12 protein-coding genes are annotated in these 15,579 nt (G+C 68.3%); 4 read left to right on the forward strand and 8 right to left on the reverse strand.

The window, feature by feature from the left end; translation table 11 throughout:
• The 4 genes from C8261_RS01305 to C8261_RS01320 all read right to left on the reverse strand — a co-directional run bounded on the left by C8261_RS01305 (position 1) and on the right by C8261_RS01320 (position 8,355).
• Complete coding sequence (locus C8261_RS01305) at positions 1–1,782, reverse strand: SLC13 family permease (protein ID WP_107491843.1); 1,782 nt, start codon at positions 1,780–1,782, stop codon at positions 1–3.
• A gap of 115 nt (positions 1,783–1,897) precedes the next feature.
• The gene (locus tag C8261_RS01310; RefSeq protein WP_107491844.1) at positions 1,898–4,114 is read right to left on the reverse strand and encodes an EAL domain-containing response regulator; all 2,217 of its coding nucleotides are present in this window, start codon (positions 4,112–4,114) and stop codon (positions 1,898–1,900) included.
• Positions 4,114–7,320 carry a hybrid sensor histidine kinase/response regulator gene (locus C8261_RS01315; RefSeq protein WP_181358796.1) on the reverse strand — a complete coding sequence of 1,069 codons (3,207 nt, stop codon included), beginning with the start codon at positions 7,318–7,320 and terminating at the stop codon, positions 4,114–4,116. The genes C8261_RS01310 and C8261_RS01315 overlap by 1 nt, the downstream gene beginning before the upstream one ends.
• Positions 7,321–7,458: 138 nt before the next feature.
• Positions 7,459–8,355 carry a LysR family transcriptional regulator gene (locus tag C8261_RS01320; RefSeq protein ID WP_107491846.1) on the reverse strand — a complete coding sequence of 299 codons (897 nt, stop codon included), beginning with the start codon at positions 8,353–8,355 and terminating at the stop codon, positions 7,459–7,461.
• A 100-nt stretch (positions 8,356–8,455) separates the two neighbouring features.
• Here C8261_RS01320 and C8261_RS01325 point away from each other — a divergent pair, with 100 nt between their 5' ends.
• Complete coding sequence (locus tag C8261_RS01325; RefSeq protein WP_107491847.1) at positions 8,456–9,193, forward strand: pirin family protein; 738 nt, start codon at positions 8,456–8,458, stop codon at positions 9,191–9,193.
• A gap of 58 nt (positions 9,194–9,251) precedes the next feature.
• On the forward strand, positions 9,252–9,848 hold the full coding sequence (locus C8261_RS01330) for an FMN-dependent NADH-azoreductase (protein WP_107491848.1): 597 nt from the start codon (positions 9,252–9,254) through the stop codon (positions 9,846–9,848).
• Positions 9,849–9,875: 27 nt separating this feature from the next.
• Here the strand turns inward: C8261_RS01330 and C8261_RS01335 are convergent, their stop codons facing one another.
• The 3 genes from C8261_RS01335 to C8261_RS01345 form a co-directional block, all read right to left on the reverse strand.
• Positions 9,876–10,634: a hypothetical protein gene (locus C8261_RS01335; RefSeq protein ID WP_107491995.1), complete on the reverse strand. Its 759-nt coding sequence runs from the start codon at positions 10,632–10,634 to the stop codon at positions 9,876–9,878.
• A gap of 81 nt (positions 10,635–10,715) precedes the next feature.
• Entirely contained in the window at positions 10,716–12,065 is a 1,350-nt protein-coding gene (locus C8261_RS01340) for an HD-GYP domain-containing protein (RefSeq protein WP_107491849.1), read from the reverse strand.
• 64 nt (positions 12,066–12,129) lie between these two features.
• Positions 12,130–12,840: an ABC transporter ATP-binding protein gene (locus tag C8261_RS01345; RefSeq protein WP_107491850.1), complete on the reverse strand. Its 711-nt coding sequence runs from the start codon at positions 12,838–12,840 to the stop codon at positions 12,130–12,132.
• Here C8261_RS01345 and C8261_RS01350 point away from each other — a divergent pair.
• Positions 12,824–13,432 (forward strand): arylesterase, encoded by a 609-nt coding sequence (locus C8261_RS01350; RefSeq protein WP_107491851.1) that lies wholly within the window; start codon positions 12,824–12,826, stop codon positions 13,430–13,432. The genes C8261_RS01345 and C8261_RS01350 overlap by 17 nt on opposite strands.
• A 12-nt stretch (positions 13,433–13,444) precedes the next feature.
• Here C8261_RS01350 and selD read toward each other — a convergent pair whose 3' ends face one another.
• The gene (selD, locus tag C8261_RS01355; protein WP_107491852.1) at positions 13,445–14,485 is read right to left on the reverse strand and encodes a selenide, water dikinase SelD; all 1,041 of its coding nucleotides are present in this window, start codon (positions 14,483–14,485) and stop codon (positions 13,445–13,447) included.
• Between the two features lie 43 nt (positions 14,486–14,528).
• Here selD and mnmH point away from each other — a divergent pair, with 43 nt between their 5' ends.
• Positions 14,529–15,575, forward strand: a complete 1,047-nt coding sequence (mnmH, locus tag C8261_RS01360) for a tRNA 2-selenouridine(34) synthase MnmH (protein ID WP_107491853.1) — start codon at positions 14,529–14,531, stop codon at positions 15,573–15,575.
• Positions 15,576–15,579: the final 4 nt, after the last annotated feature.

Genomic DNA, 15,579 nt, shown 5'->3' on the forward strand with positions numbered 1-15,579 from the left:
TCAGAACGGCCAGATCAGCGGAATCACAGCCACCGCCACCACCCACATGAGCAGGTTGAGGGGGATGCCGATGCGCAGGAAGTCGGTGAAGCGGTAGCCCCCGGCGTTGTACACGAAGGTGTTGGTCTGGTAGCCGATCGGGGTGGCGAAGCTCGCACTGGCGGCGAACATCACCGCCACCACGAAGGGGCGCGGATCGACGCCGAGCTGCAGCGCCAGGCCGATGGCGATCGGCGTGATCAGCACCGCCACGGCGTTGTTCGACAACACCTCGGTGAGCACCGAGGTGAACAGGTAGATGAAGGCCAGCATCATCAGCGGCGTGGCCCACGGCGCGGCAGTGGTCACGCTGCCGACGATCAGGCTCACCAGGCCGACCTTGTCCATGGCGATGCTGATCGCCAGCATGCCGAAGATCAGCGACAGGATCTTCCAGTCCACGGCCTTGTAGGCATCCTCGACGTCCAGGCAGTTGCTCACCAGCACCACCGCGGCAGCGATCAGCGCGAGGCCTTCGATGGGCATCACCTTCAGCGCGGCGAGCAGCATCACCGACAGCGTGGCGACGATGGCGATCGGCGCCTTGTCGCGCCGGTAGGCGCGTTCCTGCACGTCATTGAGGCTGATCAGGTCGCCGTTGTCGGCAAAGCGCTTGATCTGCCCGGCGGTGCCTTCGACCAGCATCACGTCGCCGAACTGAAGCTGGAAGTCGTCGAGGTTGCTCTGGATGTTCTCGTCCTGGCGGTGCACCGCCAGCACCGCGATGCCGTAGCGCGCGGTGAGGTCGAGGTCGCGCATCGGGCGGTGCACATAGCGCGAGTTGCGCCCGACGATGGCCTCCACCAGCATGACGTCGCGCATCGCTATGGTCTCGAAGGCATGACCGCGCGAAAACTCGAGCTTGCCCGATTCACGCAGCTCCACCACGTCGCGCACGGTGGTGTGCAGCACCAGGCGGTCGCCGGCTTCCAGCAAGGTGGTGTTGGGCGGCTCGGTGATCACCTCGTCGCCGCGGAACAGCTTCAGCACCTGCAGGCCGGCCTTGCCGTTGAGGTTGGCGTCGGCGATGCTCCTCCCGGCCATCGGCGAATCCCGCGGCACCAGCAGCTCGCTCATGAAGGTGCGCGCGAGGTTGGGACGCAGGGTGCGCGACAGGGTGTCGCGCGCCGGCAGCAGGCGCTGACCGAACAGCATGATGAAGAGGAAGCCGGTGGTGGCCAGCGCCAGCCCGGCCAGGGTGATCTCGAACATCCCGAAGGGTTCCAGACCCTGCTTGCGCGCCACGCCATCGACGAGAATGTTGGTCGAGGTGCCGATCATGGTCAGCGTGCCGCCGAGGATCGTCGCGTAGGAGAGCGGGATCAGCAGCTTGGAGGGCAAGGTATCCGAGCGCCGCGCCAGGGCGATCGCCACCGGCGTGAGGATGACCACCACCGGGGTGTTGTTGATGAAGGTGGAGATCAGGATCGCCACCAGCATCAGCCCGCCCAGCAGGCGCACCGGGCTGTCACCGACCAGGCGCGCCAGCCAGTTGCCGAGCACCTCGACGCAGCCGGTGCGCTCCAGCGCGGCGGAAAGCACGAACATGCAGGCGATGGTCAGCGGCGCCGGGTTGGAGAGTACCGACAGCACCTCGGCGGGGGTCAGCAACTGGGCCGCCAGCAACGCGGCCACGGCAGCGCCGGCCACCACGTCGGGGCTGCGCTTTTCGCGCAGGAAAGCCACCAGCACGGCGACTATCACCAGCACGACAAAAGGCAGCGCGTAGGAATCGGGGAGCATCGGGGGCAGGCATGTCCGTTGGCGCCGCCACGGTGCGGCGCACAAAAGATAGCCTCAGCCCTTTATACAGTCCAAGACTGTTTATTGATTTCCTTATAACTGAGAACTCTATTCTTCAGGATGCTTCACCGCCAGGTGGACGGGCCTTGAAGGCCTGCAGGTAGTCGCCCATCTCCGCGGCCGGCAATGGGCGGCTGATCAGGTAACCCTGGATGGCATCGCAGCCGAAGCTGCGCAGCATGGCGGCCTGGCCGTCTTCCTCGACCCCCTCGGCAACCACCTCCAGCCCCAGCCCGTGTCCGAGGGCGATGACCGCCTTGACGATGGAGGCGCTGCCGGTGCTGCTGAGCATGCCGCGGACGAAGGACATATCGACTTTCAGGCGGTCCACGTCGATCTGCTGCAGATAGGACAGCGAGGAGTAGCCGGTGCCGAAGTCGTCGATCGACAGCCCGATACCCTGCCCCTTGAGTTCGGCAAGCGCCTGCAGGGCCTGCGCGCGCTCGGCAAGCAGCACGCTCTCGGTGATCTCCACTTCAAGCAGCGTTGCCGGGATGCCGCTGGCCGTCAGCGCTGCGCCCACCGCGCTGGCGACCTGCCCGCGGCTGAACTGTACGGCGGAGACATTCACCGCCACCCGCGGCGCCTGCAAGCCGGCATCGAGCCAGGCGCGCACCTGCCGGCAGGCTTCGTGGATCACCCACTCGCCGAGCGGCACGATGAGACCGCTGTCTTCGGCCAGTGGAATGAACTCCGCCGGAGAGACGCTGCCAAGCTGCGGGTGCTGCCAGCGCGCCAGTGCCTCCAGGCCGACCAGGGCACCGCTGCAGAGGTCGACCTGGGGCTGGTAATGGAGGGCCAGCTGCCCCTCTGCCAGGGCCTCGCGCAGGCCCGCCTCCAGACGCAGGCGGCCGCGCGCACGCGCGGTGATCTCCGGGGCAAAGAAGCGCAGACCGCCCCGCCCCTGGGCCTTGGCCTCGCGCAATGCCGCCTCGGCACTGCTCTGCAGGGTTTCGACGCTGCGCCCGTCGGCCGGATAGAGGGCCACGCCGACACTGGCGCCGACATACACCGTATGCCCGTCGATGGCGAAAGGTACCGCCAGCTCGTCGATCATGCGCTGCGCCAGCAGGTCCGGCGCCAGCCCCTCGCCGAGCTGGACGACGATGGCGAACTCGTCGCCGCCGATGCGGGCAATGGCGTCACCGTCGGGAACCAGCGCCTTCAGGCGCTTGCCGATCCCGCCAAGCAGGGTGTCTCCACAGCGATGGCCGAAGCTCTCGTTGATGGTCGTGAAGTTGTCCACATCCACGTACAGCAGCGCCAGCCCGCCACTGTCGTTGCGCTCGGCGAGCATCAGTTCGTGGGCGAGGATCTCGCCGAAGAGGACACGGTTGGGGAGGCCGGTAAGGGCGTCGCGATAGGTCAGGAAGCGGTACTTCTCCTCGCTGACCTGCAGCATCGCGGTACGCTGGGCGAGCAGATCCTCAAGGAAGCGACGCAGGCGGGAAAGCTCCAGATGGGTGCGGATGCGTGCCCGTACCTCATCGATGTCGAAGGGCTTGCTGATGAAGTCCGCCGCCCCCAGTTCAAAGCCGCGCACCTTGTCGGCCGGGGCGTCGATGACAGTGACGAAGAGCACCGGAATACGGTTGCCGCCCACCGTCTCCTTGATGCGGCGGCAGACTTCGTAGCCGTCCATCTCCGGCATCACCACGTCGAGGAGGACCAGATCCGGCGGCGTCTCACCATGAACGATCTCCAGCGCCCGCGCTCCGGAGCGCGCCACCATGATGCGGTACTCGTCCTTGAGTACCTCGATCAGGCCATGGATGTTCTCGGGGACGTCGTCCACCACCAGCAGCGCCGGCGGCTCGCCCGGACGCAGGCGGGCGCTGACGTCGAGCAGCAGCGGATGGGAGCGGTAGCGGCGCAGCTCCAGCAGGTTGCGCATGCGCGCCTTGAGCAGGCCGGGATTGACCGGCTTGGTGATGTAGTCGGCAACGCCCAGCTGCAGACCGCGCGCCTCGTCGGCGGCATCGTCGAGGGCGGTGACGAAGATCACCGGGATGTCGGCGGTGGCCGCATCCACCTTCAGCGCCGAGAGCACCGAGTAGCCGTCCATGCCGGGCATGCGGATGTCGAGCAGGATGAGCTCGGGCGGCGGCACGCGGCGCGCCAGTTCCAGCGCCTTCTCGCCGCTGGTGGCGGCGGAGAGGGCGAACTCGTCGCCGAGGATGCCCTTCAGCGCATGCAGGTTCTCGGGCACGTCGTCGACGATCAGCACCCGCGGACGCTGGCCCCTGTCCTCCTGTTGTGCGTACTCGCTCATCACTGTTGCTCGGCCACCGCCTTTTCCAGTTGATCGAGGATCGCCAGCGCGGTGTCGATCTCGAACACCTCGACATGCGCGGCGACCCGCTCCACCTTCTCTGCCAGTGGGCTGCCGGCCAGCGCCACCCGCACGCGCTCGAGCAGGCCCTCGGCAGCGCCCAGATCATATTGCAGGGACTCTGCGAGGCTGCGCAAGTCCGCGCGCAAGGTCGCTGCATCGACGGCCACGGGCGCCGCCTCGGGTGCCGCGGCGCGCATCCCGCCGAGCGCCTCGATGCCCCCGAGCAGTGCCGCCAGACGACTGTCGATATCGGCCAGCAAGGCCTCCGCGGGCAGGCGTCCGTGGCGCAACAGGGCGTCGACTTCGGCCAGGCGGTCGAACAGCTCGCGCGCGCCGATATTGCCGGCGACGCCTTTCAGCGCATGGCAGTATTCCTCTGCCGCCTGCGTGCTGCCGCTGGCGACGAGGCGGCGCAGTTCGGCCGCCGCGCCGCCGTAGTGCTCGGCAAAGCGGCGCAACTGGCGGCGGTAGGCGTCGACATTGCCACCGATGCGCCGCACCCCCTCGCCGGTATCGACACCGGCGAGCTGGCGCAGGTCATCAGGCAAGGGCGCCAGCACCTGGCGCGGAAGGTGCTGTGCCCCCCCGCCCTTGACCCAGCGCGCCAGTGCGGCGATCAGGCGGTCCGGGGCGACCGGCTTGGTGACGTGGTCGTTCATCCCTGCCGCCGCGCTGCTTTGCGCATCGCTGGCCATCGCCAGCGCGGTCATGGCGATGATCGGCAAGGTGGCGAGATGGCGCCCCTGTGGTTGCTGGCCAAGCGCGCGGATGCGGCGGGCGGCCTCCAGGCCATCCATCACCGGCATCTGGATGTCCATCAGCACCGCGTCGTAGGGCCGCTGGGTGACCATGGCAAGGGCCTCCTCGCCATTTGCGGCCTCCTCCACCTCGATGCCTTCACTGCGTAAGAGCTCGCAGGCAAACTCGCGGTTGATGGCGTTGTCCTCGACCAGCAGCACCCGCGTACCGGCCAGTTCGCCGCCGCCCAGAGTGGCCGGCACGGCCTTGCGGCGGGCGCCCTCGCTGCCGAGGATGCGCCCGCGGCCGAGTACCGACAGCAAGGTGTCGAGAATCGTCGACGGCGACACCGGCTTGACCAGGAAGCCATCCACACCGGCCTGGTCGGCGAGACGGATGACGTCCTCACGCCCATAGGCGGTAACCATGACGATGCGCGGCTTGATCGTCAGCGCTGCGTCGCCGCGGATGCGCCGGGCCACCTCGTCACCGTTCATGCCCGGCATCCGCCAGTCGAGCAGCACCAGATCCGGGCTTCCCGCGGGCGCCGCATGCAAGGCCGCGAGGGCATCGCTGCCGCTGGCCGCAGTGCTGACCTCGACATGGAAGTAACGCAGCATCTCGGCAAGGATCTCGCGCGCGGCCTCGTTGTCGTCGACCACCAGCACCCGCACCCCCTGCAGCAGCGGGCCGGCCTGCTCCACCAGCTGGCGCTGGCGGGCCTGCGCGTTGGCGGCAATGCGCAGCGGCACGGTACACCGCATGGTGGTACCCATGCCCGGTGCCGAGGTGGCGATCCACATCCGCCCGCCCATCAGTTCGACCAGATTGCGGCTGATCGACAATCCCAGGCCGGTGCCGCCGAAACGGCGGGTGGTGCTCTGATCGGCCTGGGTGAACTTCTCGAAGAGGTGCTGCTGGACCTCCTCGGACATGCCGATGCCGGTGTCGCGCACGCTCACCTCCAGCGTCATGCTCTCTTCGCCGATGTCGATGCCCTGGAAGGACAGCTCCACCTCGCCGTGCTCGGTAAACTTCACTGCATTGCCGCACAGGTTCAGCAGCACCTGCCCGAGGCGCAGCGGATCACCGATCAGGCGCGCCGGAATCGCCGCATCGTAGCGAATGAGGAACTCGACATCCTTGCGCTCGGCCTGGAAGCTCACCGCATCGGCAAGCTGTTCGAGCACCCCGTCGAGGCCGAACTCGACCGCCTCGATCTCCAGCTTGCCGGCCTCGATCTTCGACAGGTCGAGGATGTCGTTGATGATGCCGAGCAGCGCATGGGCAGCCCCCTGCGCCTTGGCGAGCTGGTTGTGCACGGCCGGCGGCAACTCGGTGCGCAGGGCCAGGTAGAGCATGCCGAGGATGGCATTCATCGGCGTGCGGATCTCGTGACTCATGTTGGCGAGGAAGTCGCTCTTTACCCGCGTCAGGCGTTCGGCCTCCTCCTTGGCGGCGAGCAGCTCGCCGGTGCGCGCAGCAACCTGATGCTCGAGATTGGCGCGCTCGGCCTCCAGTTCGCGCGTGGTCGCCAGCAGCGCGGCGGTACGCTGGGCAACCACGCGCCGCAGCAGATACACCACCCCGCCGAGCAGCAGCAGCGAGGCCCCCAGCGCCGCCAGCGCGCGCCCCACCCAGGACGGCACCAGCACCTCCGGCGGCAGCGCCATGCTGCGCTTGAGGGCGTCGTAATAGAGGGAATCGGGATCATTGCGCCAGGCCGTGAGATGCCCGTCGATGCGCTTCAGCAGATCACCGTTGCGGCCGATGCCGGTGGCAAAGTAGAGGCTGCTGGGAAGAAACACCAGCGGCGTCTCCTGCAGGCGGTAGCGGCTGCCATTGTGGGCGGCGAAGAAGCTGTTGCTGACCACCGCGTCAGCCTCGCCTGCCACCACCGCCTCGTAGGCCTCGGTCAATGATTGCACCAGCACCGGGTGGTAACCGTAATCGCCCGATGCCATCAGCTGGGCGAAGAAGCGCTGCTGGACGCCGCCCTCCAGCATCGCCACACGGCGCCCGGCGAGATTGGCCAGCGCGGTGATGCGCAGATCCGGAGCGCTATAGACCTGCGACCAGCTGTTGGCCACCGAAACGGTATGGAAGTCGTAGCGCTGGCTGCGCTCGGCGGTGAAGGCGACATCCGGCATGAGGTCGAGGTGCGCCAGTTCGAGCTTTTCGAGACACTCCGACCAGCGGCAGGGAACGTACTGCAGCCGCCAGCCTTCGAGACGGGCGATTTCTTCGAGCAGTTCGATGAAAAGACCGGCCGGACGACCGTCGGCGCGGGTATAGACCTTCGGGGCATTCTCATACAGGCCCACCAGCACCACCCGCTGCGCCTCCCCGGTGCCGGAATACGCCCGCCAGCCCAGCACTGCAGCCAGCGCCAGGGCGGCACTCAACAGGGCAAGAATCAACGGCCGCGCTAGCTGCATGCGAAATCGCCCGACAAAGCGGCGCAATGCACCGGATAACGCATTTATACTTTTTTTTGGCGACGCTCGCGACCCCAATGGCACGCCATTGGCAAGCTGCCCCGTTCAGCTCGGCGCGGCACTCTCGATCGACTCGGCCAGAAAGTCGATCAGCACGCGGACGCGGTGGGGGATGTAGCGGTTGTCGGGAAGCAAGGCATGGATGCCCAGCGCCGGCGGCTCGAAGGCCTCCAGGAGGGTCACCAGCTCCCCACGGGCGTGGTAGTCGGCAACGATGAAATCAGGCAGCACGGCGATGCCCAGCCCGCGGGCGGCGGCCTCGGCGAGCGCGTCGCCGTTGTTGGCCAGCATGCGCCAGGAAAAATGAAAGCGTTCGACGCGGCCATCGACGACAAAGGCCAGCGGGCGGTTGCCAGCCTTGGTCGAATAGCCCAGGCAGGCGTGGGCGGCGAGTTCGGCGGGATGGGCGGGCGTGCCGTGGGCGGCAAGGTAGGCCGGCGCGGCCACCGCCAGCAGACGGCAGCTGCCCAGCCTGCGGGCGACGTCGCCGGGCTGCAGCTGCGCGGCGATGCGCACGGTGAGATCCACTCCCTCGTCGATGAGATCGATCTGGCGGTCGGTGTAATCCACCGCCAGGGTGATCTCCGCATGACGGCGCAGGAACTCCGGCAGCAGCGGGGCGATGCGTTTCAGGCCAAAGCTCAGCGGCAGGCCGATGCGCACGCTGCCGCGCGGGGTCAGGCGCTCCTCCATGACCTCGGCCTCGGCGGCGTCGACGAGGTCGAGGATGCTGCGGCATTTGCGCAGGTAGGCGCGTCCGGCCGAGGTCAGCGTCAGCCGGCGGGTGGTGCGCACGATCAACTTCACTCCCAGGTGGGCCTCCAGCGCGGCGATCTGGCGGGTCACCACCGAGCGCGCCACCCCGGTGTGGTTGGCAGCGGCAGCGAAACTGCCCAGATCGGCCACGGCAACGAACAGGCTCATCGCGTCGAAGCGGTTCATTGTTGCGTTTCCAGCAATGGTGAGTTCGCCATTGTGAGCTATTTCGCCATCAATCGAGTGCGTACAGTACGCCCATCGCCCGCCACTCAGGAGAACGGCCATGACAGCACAACGCACCGAACTGCGCCCCGCCGCCGCGCGCGGCCAGGTCAGTCTCGGCTGGCTGCAGTCGCAGCACAGCTTTTCCTTCGGCCACTACTACGACCCCGAGCACGTCGGCTTTTCCGACCTGCTGGTGATCAATGAAGACTACATCCGCCCGGCACGCGGCTTCGACACCCACGGCCACCGCGACATGGAGATCTTCACCTACGTTCTCGACGGAGCCCTCGAACACCGCGACTCGATGGGCAATGGTTCGGTGATCCGCCCCGGCGACGTACAGGTGATGAGTGCCGGCAGCGGCGTGCGCCACAGTGAATACAACGCCTCGCGCACGGAGCAGGTGCATCTGCTGCAGATCTGGATCGTGCCGGCACACAAGAACCTGACCCCGGGCTACCAGCAACGCCACTTCGACGCCGCCGCAAAGCGCGGCCGGCTGTGCCTGATCCTCGCCCCCGGCGGTGAACACGGCGCGCTCACCATCAACCAGGACGCCCGCGTGCATGCCGGCCTCTTCGACGGTGCCGAGCACCAGCGTTTCGAACTGGCAGGCAAGCGTTACGCCTACGTGCACCTCGCCCGCGGCACCCTGGTGGTCAACGGCCAGCGCCTGCACGCCGGCGATGCGCTGAAACTGCGCGATCCCGGCAGCATTGAACTGAGCGACGGCGAAGATGCCGAAGTACTGCTCTTCGACCTGCGCCCCAACGAACTCGCCCACCTTTCCAGCTGAGCGCAGGCCACCGCCTGCGCGCAGCGCCACTGCCCTGCCCCCTGATGAGGAAACATCGATGAAGATCCTGCAGATCAACGCCAGCGCCCGCCCCAGCGGCGCCAACTCCACCCGCCTCGCCGACGCCGTCAGCGCGCGCCTGCTCGCCCTCCATCCCGGCGCCAGCATCGCGCGCCGCGACCTCGCCAGCGACCCGCATCCACCCCTTGACGCCGCCGCCCTCGGCGCGCTGTTCACCCCCGCAGAGCAGCGCAGCGCCGAACAGGCCCGGCGCGTCGCCCTTGACGATGCGCTGATCGCCGAGGTGCAGGGCGCCGACGTCATTGTCCTCGGGGTGCCGATGTACAACTTCGGCGTTTCCGTGCAGCTCAAGGCCTGGCTCGACGCCATCGCGCGCGCCGGGGTCACCTTCCGCTACACCGAGAACGGCCCGGAAGGCCTGCTTGGCGGCAAGAAGGTCTATGCCGCGCTTGCCCGCGGCGGCATCTACCGCGACACGCCAGCCGATTCGCAGGTCCCCTACCTGAAGACCATTCTCGGCTTCCTGGGCTTGAGCGACATCGACTTCATCTACGCCGAGGGCCTCAACATGGGCGAAGCGCGCGCCGCCCAGGGCTTTGCCGAGGCCGAGGCGCAGATCGCCGCGATCGCCTGAGCACTGCCGCCCCGGCCCGCTGCACGCTCAGTGCGGGCGGCGGGCCTGCTGCCAGTTCATCACCACCCGCGCCGAGGTGGCCATCACCTCGTCGCGGCAGCTCGCCGGCAGCTCGCGCGCCAGCGCCGCAAACAGGGCCTCGGTGGCCTCGCGCGCCAACCCTTCGGCAGCCAGGCCGTGGGCCAGGCACTGGATCTGGATGTGGGCCAGCGCATCGGCCACCAGGCGCCAGCCGAGTTCGGGCATCTCGCGGGTCAGCGCCACCAGCATGCCACCCAGCTGGGCGGCCAGACGCAGGGCCTCGTCGCGCTCCTCGCTCGCCACCGCACCGTGCCAGAGAGCAAGGTGGATGGCACGTCGCACGTCGACCTTGAAATCGATGGCATTGCCCTCGGCAGCACCGATGCTGGCGTAGTGGCGCTGCAGGCGGCTGTCGTCCGTGGCATCGAGACCGCCACGCAGCGTACCGAGCAGCGCACTCAGCGCCGGCAGGCCCTGCAGGCCGAAGGCCTGGCAGTAGGCCAGCCCCCACTGGTCGAGCCCGCTGAGCAGAAGCGCCAGACGCAGCACACGGCCATCGCCATCGTCCGCGGCCGCGGACCAGTTGCCGAGCGCGTTGCCGAGCTGTGCCACCCCTTCGCCGGCGGCGGCGTCATCGCCATCGACGGTGAGGCGGAAGACCTGCGCAAAGGCGTCCTGCACCAGCAGTGCGGCACGGCGCTGGGTATCGGCATCGGCAAGGCCGGCGAGTGCATCGGCGGGCAGCACCGCAGAGGACGAAGTCATGGTCTGGAATCCGTGGCAAAGGGCGCCATTGTCGCCGCAGCCGCCGGCAGGTGCAAACCGCGCCGGCAGTACCGGCATGAATCAGTGCGGTTGTTCCGGCAACTGCGCAAGGGCGCGCTCGAGGGCGGCAAAGCAGCGCTCGTCGATCGCCGTACCGACATGCTCGCGCATCATCGCCAGCGTCTTCGGCACCGGCGTGGCGCCGCGGTAGGGGCGCTCGGCGGTGATCGCATCGAAGATGTCGGCAACGGTGATGATGCGCGTCTCCAGGGCGATCTCGTCGGCCTTCAGGCCGCGCGGGTAGCCCCCGCCATCGAGGCGCTCGTGGTGGGCGGCGGAGACGCGAGCCAGTTCGGCAAAGGGCGCGATGCGCGCGAGGATGGATTCGGTATACACCGCGTGCAGCTTGACCGCCTCCCACTCGTCGGCCTCGAGCTTGCCGGGCTTGTCCAGCACCATGTTGCTGACCCCCAGCTTGCCGACGTCGTGCAGCAGCGCACCGCGCCGCAACCAGCGCCGCCGCGTCTCGGGGATGCCCAGCTCGCAGGCCACCAGCTCGGTGTACAGCGCCACCCGGGTGCTGTGGCCGGCGGTATAGGGGCTCTTGGCATCGACCACCTGACCGAAGGCGGCGGCGATCTCGTCCATGTAGTCGTCGTCGAGCGGCACCTCGTAGCGCCCCGGTTCGAGCGCATACACGGCTTCGGCGATGTCGTCGGCAGCCAGCGTGGTCCAGAACCCGGGACGCCCGCTGACCCGCTCGAAGGCATCCACCAGCAGCGGATCGAACCACCCCCCGCGCCGCCCGCGCACCTCCGCAAGCGCCGCCTGCGCGCCGCCGACGGAATGAAAGACATCGACGACCTGGGCAAGCAGCGCAATGCGCGCATAGACCGGAATGGCGTCGCCACTCAGACGCTCGGGGCGGCCGCTGCCGTCCCAGTGCTCGTCGAGCGCATGGATGCCACGCGCGACGCCGTCGGGGAAACGCAGCTGGCGGGAAATTTCCGCGCCACGCTGGCAGCGCGTCTGGATAAGCTCCTGGGCGAGCTCGTCGCCATGGCGGAAGATGCGCAGCATGGCGCCGAAGCGCTCGGCAGTGCTGGCCTGCAGACCGGTGTGGTCGACGACGAAGCGCAGCACCTGGGCGAGCGAGCCATCGACGCTCTTGAAATCGCGCTTGAAACCACGGTCGTCGGTGAGATAGAGCTCACAGATGCGTGCGGCGTTGCTGCTGCAGCCGAGATCCTTGAGCAGCAGGGTGTAGTACAGCTCCCACTGCGCATGCTCGGAAAGGCCGATCTCGCGCCCGAGCTGCATGCCCACCCAGCAGCAGCGCACGCAATGCCCCTCGGGCTGCCCTTCGGTAATGTCGAGGGCGTGGCTGAGCGCACTGATAAGCTCGGCCAGCTTCAGTCCTGCCAGTGCCATCGCGCCCTCCCCTGCGTTGTACGGCCAGCCATCATCCTGCCACCAACACCGCCGCCGCGCACGTTCAGGCGGGCAGCGCGGCCTCCGCATCGAGGGTACCGCCGTGCATGCGCAGGCGGCGCGCGCAGCGTGCCGCGAGAGCGTCGTCATGGGTGACGAGGATCAACGTGGTGCCGGCTTCGCGGTTGAGCTCGAAGATCAGCTCGATGATCGCCGCGCCGGTTGCGGCGTCGAGATTGCCGGTCGGCTCGTCGGCGAGGAGCAACTGCGGCGAGGTCGCAAAGGCCCGCGCCAGCGCGACGCGCTGCTGTTCGCCGCCGGACAGATGCTTGGGGTAATGGGTGGTGCGCCCGCCCAGACCGACGCGCTCCAGCCAGCGCATGGCGATCGCCCGCGCGTCGGCAACGGCAGCGAGCTCCAGCGGCAGCATGACGTTTTCCAGCGCGGTCAGCGCCGGCAGCAGCTGGAAGGACTGGAAGACGAAGCCCAGCGCCTCGCCGCGCAAGGCCGCGCGCGCATCCTCGTCGAGGGCGAAGAGATCGCGCCCGAGCAGGCGCACGCTGCCACTGCTGGGAACATCCAGGCCGGCGAGCAATCCCAGCAGGGTCGATTTGCCCGAACCGCTGGCCCCGACGATGGCGACCGATTCGCCCGCGCCCACGGCAAAGCTGATCTCGCGCAGAATGTGCAACTCACCCCCGGCGCTGCTCACCGACTTGCCCAGCGCACTCACCTCAATGACTGGAGAACCGCTTCCGATGCCGCTTCGATCCATGGTGACCTTCTTGTTCGTCCTGTTGTCGGGCACCGCACAGGCGGCAACCATCCTGGTGTGGGGCGACAGCCTCTCGGCCGGCTACGGCCTGCGCGACGGCGAAGCCTGGCCCACCCTGCTGCAGACGCGCCTGGCCAGCGAAGGGTTCCCCCATCGCGTGGTCAACGGCAGCGTCAGCGGCGAAACCTCCGCCGGTGGCCTGTCGCGCCTGCCGGCAGCGCTCGAACGCCACCGCCCGGCCATCGTGATCCTCGAACTGGGCGCCAACGACGGCCTGCGCGGACTGGCCCCGCGCCTGCTTGCGGAGAACCTCGGCGCCATGGTCGACGCCGCCAGGGGCGCCGGCGCCCGCGTACTGCTGATCGGCATGCAGATGCCGCCCAACTACGGCCCGGCCTACACCCGCCGCTTCGCCGCGACCTTCACCGAAGTCGCCGCCGCCCGTCAGGTCGCCCTGCTGCCCTTCCTTCTCGACGGCTTCGCCGAGCGTCCGGAGATGTTCCTCGCCGACGGCATCCACCCCAACGCCGAGGCCCAGCCGCTCATCCTCGACAACGTCTGGGCACAACTGCAACCCCTGCTGAAACGCTGAAACGCCCCCTGCTCAGCGCAGGCGCAGGCCGCTCACGCCACCGAGCAGCGTGCCGATCACCCGTGCCGCGTTGCCCTGCACCTCGCTCACCGCAGCCAGCACCTCATCGACGCAGTGCGGCGCGCAGGCCACCAGCAGGCCGCCGCTGGTCTGCGGATCGGTGATCACCTTGCGCTGCCACTCCGCCGCGTCCGCGGGCAGATCGACCTCGGCACCGTAACTGTTCCAGTTGCGCGTCGACGCGCCGGTGGCAATGCCGTCGCGCACCAGCGCGGCGGCCTCGTCGATGAGCGGCAGGTCGGCGAGATTCACCTGGGCACCCAGTTGCGAGGCGCGGCAGATCTCGAGCAGATGACCGGCCAGGCCGAACCCGGTGACATCGGTCATCGCATGCACCCCGTCCAGCGCCGCGAGGCGTTCGCCAACGCGGTTGAGGGTGGTGGTCCAGCGCAGCATCTCGGCGTAGCCGGCGGCAGAGAGCTGCCCTTTCTTCAGCGCCGCGGAGAGGATGCCGACACCCAGCGGCTTGCTCAGTACCAGCACGTCGCCGGCCACTGCCCCGGCGTTGGTCTTGACCTGCGCCGGATCGACGAGGCCAAGGCCGACGAGGCCGTAGATCGGCTCCAGCACGTCGATGGAATGCCCGCCGGCAAGCGGAATGCCGGCCTCGCGGCACACCGCCGCACCACCTTCGAGCACCCGGCCGATGACCTCTGCGGGCAGCTTGTCGACCGGCATGCCGACCACCGCCAGCGCAAGGATGGGGCGGGCACCCATTGCATACACGTCCGACAGCGCGTTGGTCGCGGCAATGCGGCCGAAGTCGTAGGGATCGTCGACGATGGGGGTGAAGAAGTCGGTGGTCGCCACCACCGCCTGGCGTTCATTGAGCCGATACACCGCCGCGTCGTCGGCATGCTCGGTGCCGACCAGCAGTTCCGGCGGCAGCAGGCCGGCGGGCATCCTGCCGAGCAGGCCGGAGAGCACGGCGGGGGCAATTTTGCAGCCACATCCGCCGCCGTGGGAGAATTGGGTGAGTCTGATCTGGTCCATGTAACCTGGAAGGGGAAAAGGCGCCCGGCGGGTGCCGCACGCAATGAAGAAAGGCCTCGCGACCGTAGCACAGCACACCGACTTTGACGAGATCATCGACGCCCGCACCCCGGCCGAGTTCGCCGAGGATCACCTGCCCGGCGCACTCAACCTGCCGGTGCTGGACAATGAGCAGCGCATCGTCGTCGGCACCACCTACAAGCAGCGCTCCGCCTTCGAGGCACGCCGCATCGGCGGTGCCATGGTGGCGGAGAACATAGCCCGCCACCTCGCCGGCGTGCTCGCCGACAAACCGAAGAGCTGGCGCCCGCTGGTGTACTGCTGGCGCGGCGGACAGCGCAGCGGCGCCTTCGTCACCTGGCTGCGCATGGTGGGCTGGGACGCCCACCAACTCGAAGGCGGCTACAAGAACTGGCGCCGCATGGTGGTGCAGGAACTTGAAACACTGCCGCGCGGACTGTCGTGGCGGGTGGTCGCCGGCCCCACCGGCAGCGCCAAGACCGCGGTGCTCGCGGCGCTGGCGCGGCGCGGCGCCCAGGTGCTCGACCTTGAAGGCCTTGCCGCCCACCGTGGCTCGGTGCTCGGCAGCCTGCCGGGACGACCGCAGCCGACGCAGAAGTCCTTCGAAACGGCACTATTCACCCGCTTGCGCAGCTTCGACGCCGGGCGCCCGGTGTACGTCGAGGCGGAAAGCCGCAAGATCGGCCTGATCCATCTGCCCGCGGCACTCATCGAGCGCATGCGTGCCAGCCCCTGCATGGTCATCGACGCACCGCGCAACGCGCGCCTCGACTATCTGCTGCGCGACTATGCCTGGCTGGGCGACGACAGCGCCCACCTGCAGAACGCCCTGGCCCGCCTGCACGGCCTGCAGAGCAGGGAGACCCTGGCGCGCTGGCACGACTGGGCCGGCAGCGGTGCGCTCGACGAACTTTTCGCCGAACTCATCGACATGCACTACGACCCCCTCTACCGGCGTTCGCAGGCGCAGAACTACAGCGCGCTCGGCAAGGCCATCAGCCTATCCACCGCCACTCTCGACGACGCGGCCATCGACGCCCTCGCCGAAGCGATTCTCGCCAGCCCCTGAGGGC

The organism is Pseudothauera lacus, from assembly GCF_003034845.1.
GTDB lineage: Bacteria > Pseudomonadota > Gammaproteobacteria > Burkholderiales > Rhodocyclaceae > Pseudothauera > Pseudothauera lacus.

What these genes read in the sequence shown, in the direction of transcription:
- C8261_RS01305 (WP_107491843.1), bottom strand. Translation starts at nt 1,782, where the DNA reads ATGCTCCCCGATTCCTACGCGCTGCCTTTTGTCGTGCTGGTGATAGTC.
- C8261_RS01310 (WP_107491844.1), bottom strand. Translation starts at nt 4,114, where the DNA reads ATGAGCGAGTACGCACAACAGGAGGACAGGGGCCAGCGTCCGCGGGTG.
- C8261_RS01320 (WP_107491846.1), bottom strand. Translation starts at nt 8,355, where the DNA reads ATGAACCGCTTCGACGCGATGAGCCTGTTCGTTGCCGTGGCCGATCTG.
- C8261_RS01325 (WP_107491847.1), top strand. Translation starts at nt 8,456, where the DNA reads ATGACAGCACAACGCACCGAACTGCGCCCCGCCGCCGCGCGCGGCCAG.
- C8261_RS01330 (WP_107491848.1), top strand. Translation starts at nt 9,252, where the DNA reads ATGAAGATCCTGCAGATCAACGCCAGCGCCCGCCCCAGCGGCGCCAAC.
- C8261_RS01335 (WP_107491995.1), bottom strand. Translation starts at nt 10,634, where the DNA reads ATGACTTCGTCCTCTGCGGTGCTGCCCGCCGATGCACTCGCCGGCCTT.
- C8261_RS01340 (WP_107491849.1), bottom strand. Translation starts at nt 12,065, where the DNA reads ATGGCACTGGCAGGACTGAAGCTGGCCGAGCTTATCAGTGCGCTCAGC.
- C8261_RS01350 (WP_107491851.1), top strand. Translation starts at nt 12,824, where the DNA reads ATGCCGCTTCGATCCATGGTGACCTTCTTGTTCGTCCTGTTGTCGGGC.
- C8261_RS01345 (WP_107491850.1), bottom strand. Translation starts at nt 12,840, where the DNA reads ATGGATCGAAGCGGCATCGGAAGCGGTTCTCCAGTCATTGAGGTGAGT.
- selD (WP_107491852.1), bottom strand. Translation starts at nt 14,485, where the DNA reads ATGGACCAGATCAGACTCACCCAATTCTCCCACGGCGGCGGATGTGGC.
- mnmH (WP_107491853.1), top strand. Translation starts at nt 14,529, where the DNA reads ATGAAGAAAGGCCTCGCGACCGTAGCACAGCACACCGACTTTGACGAG.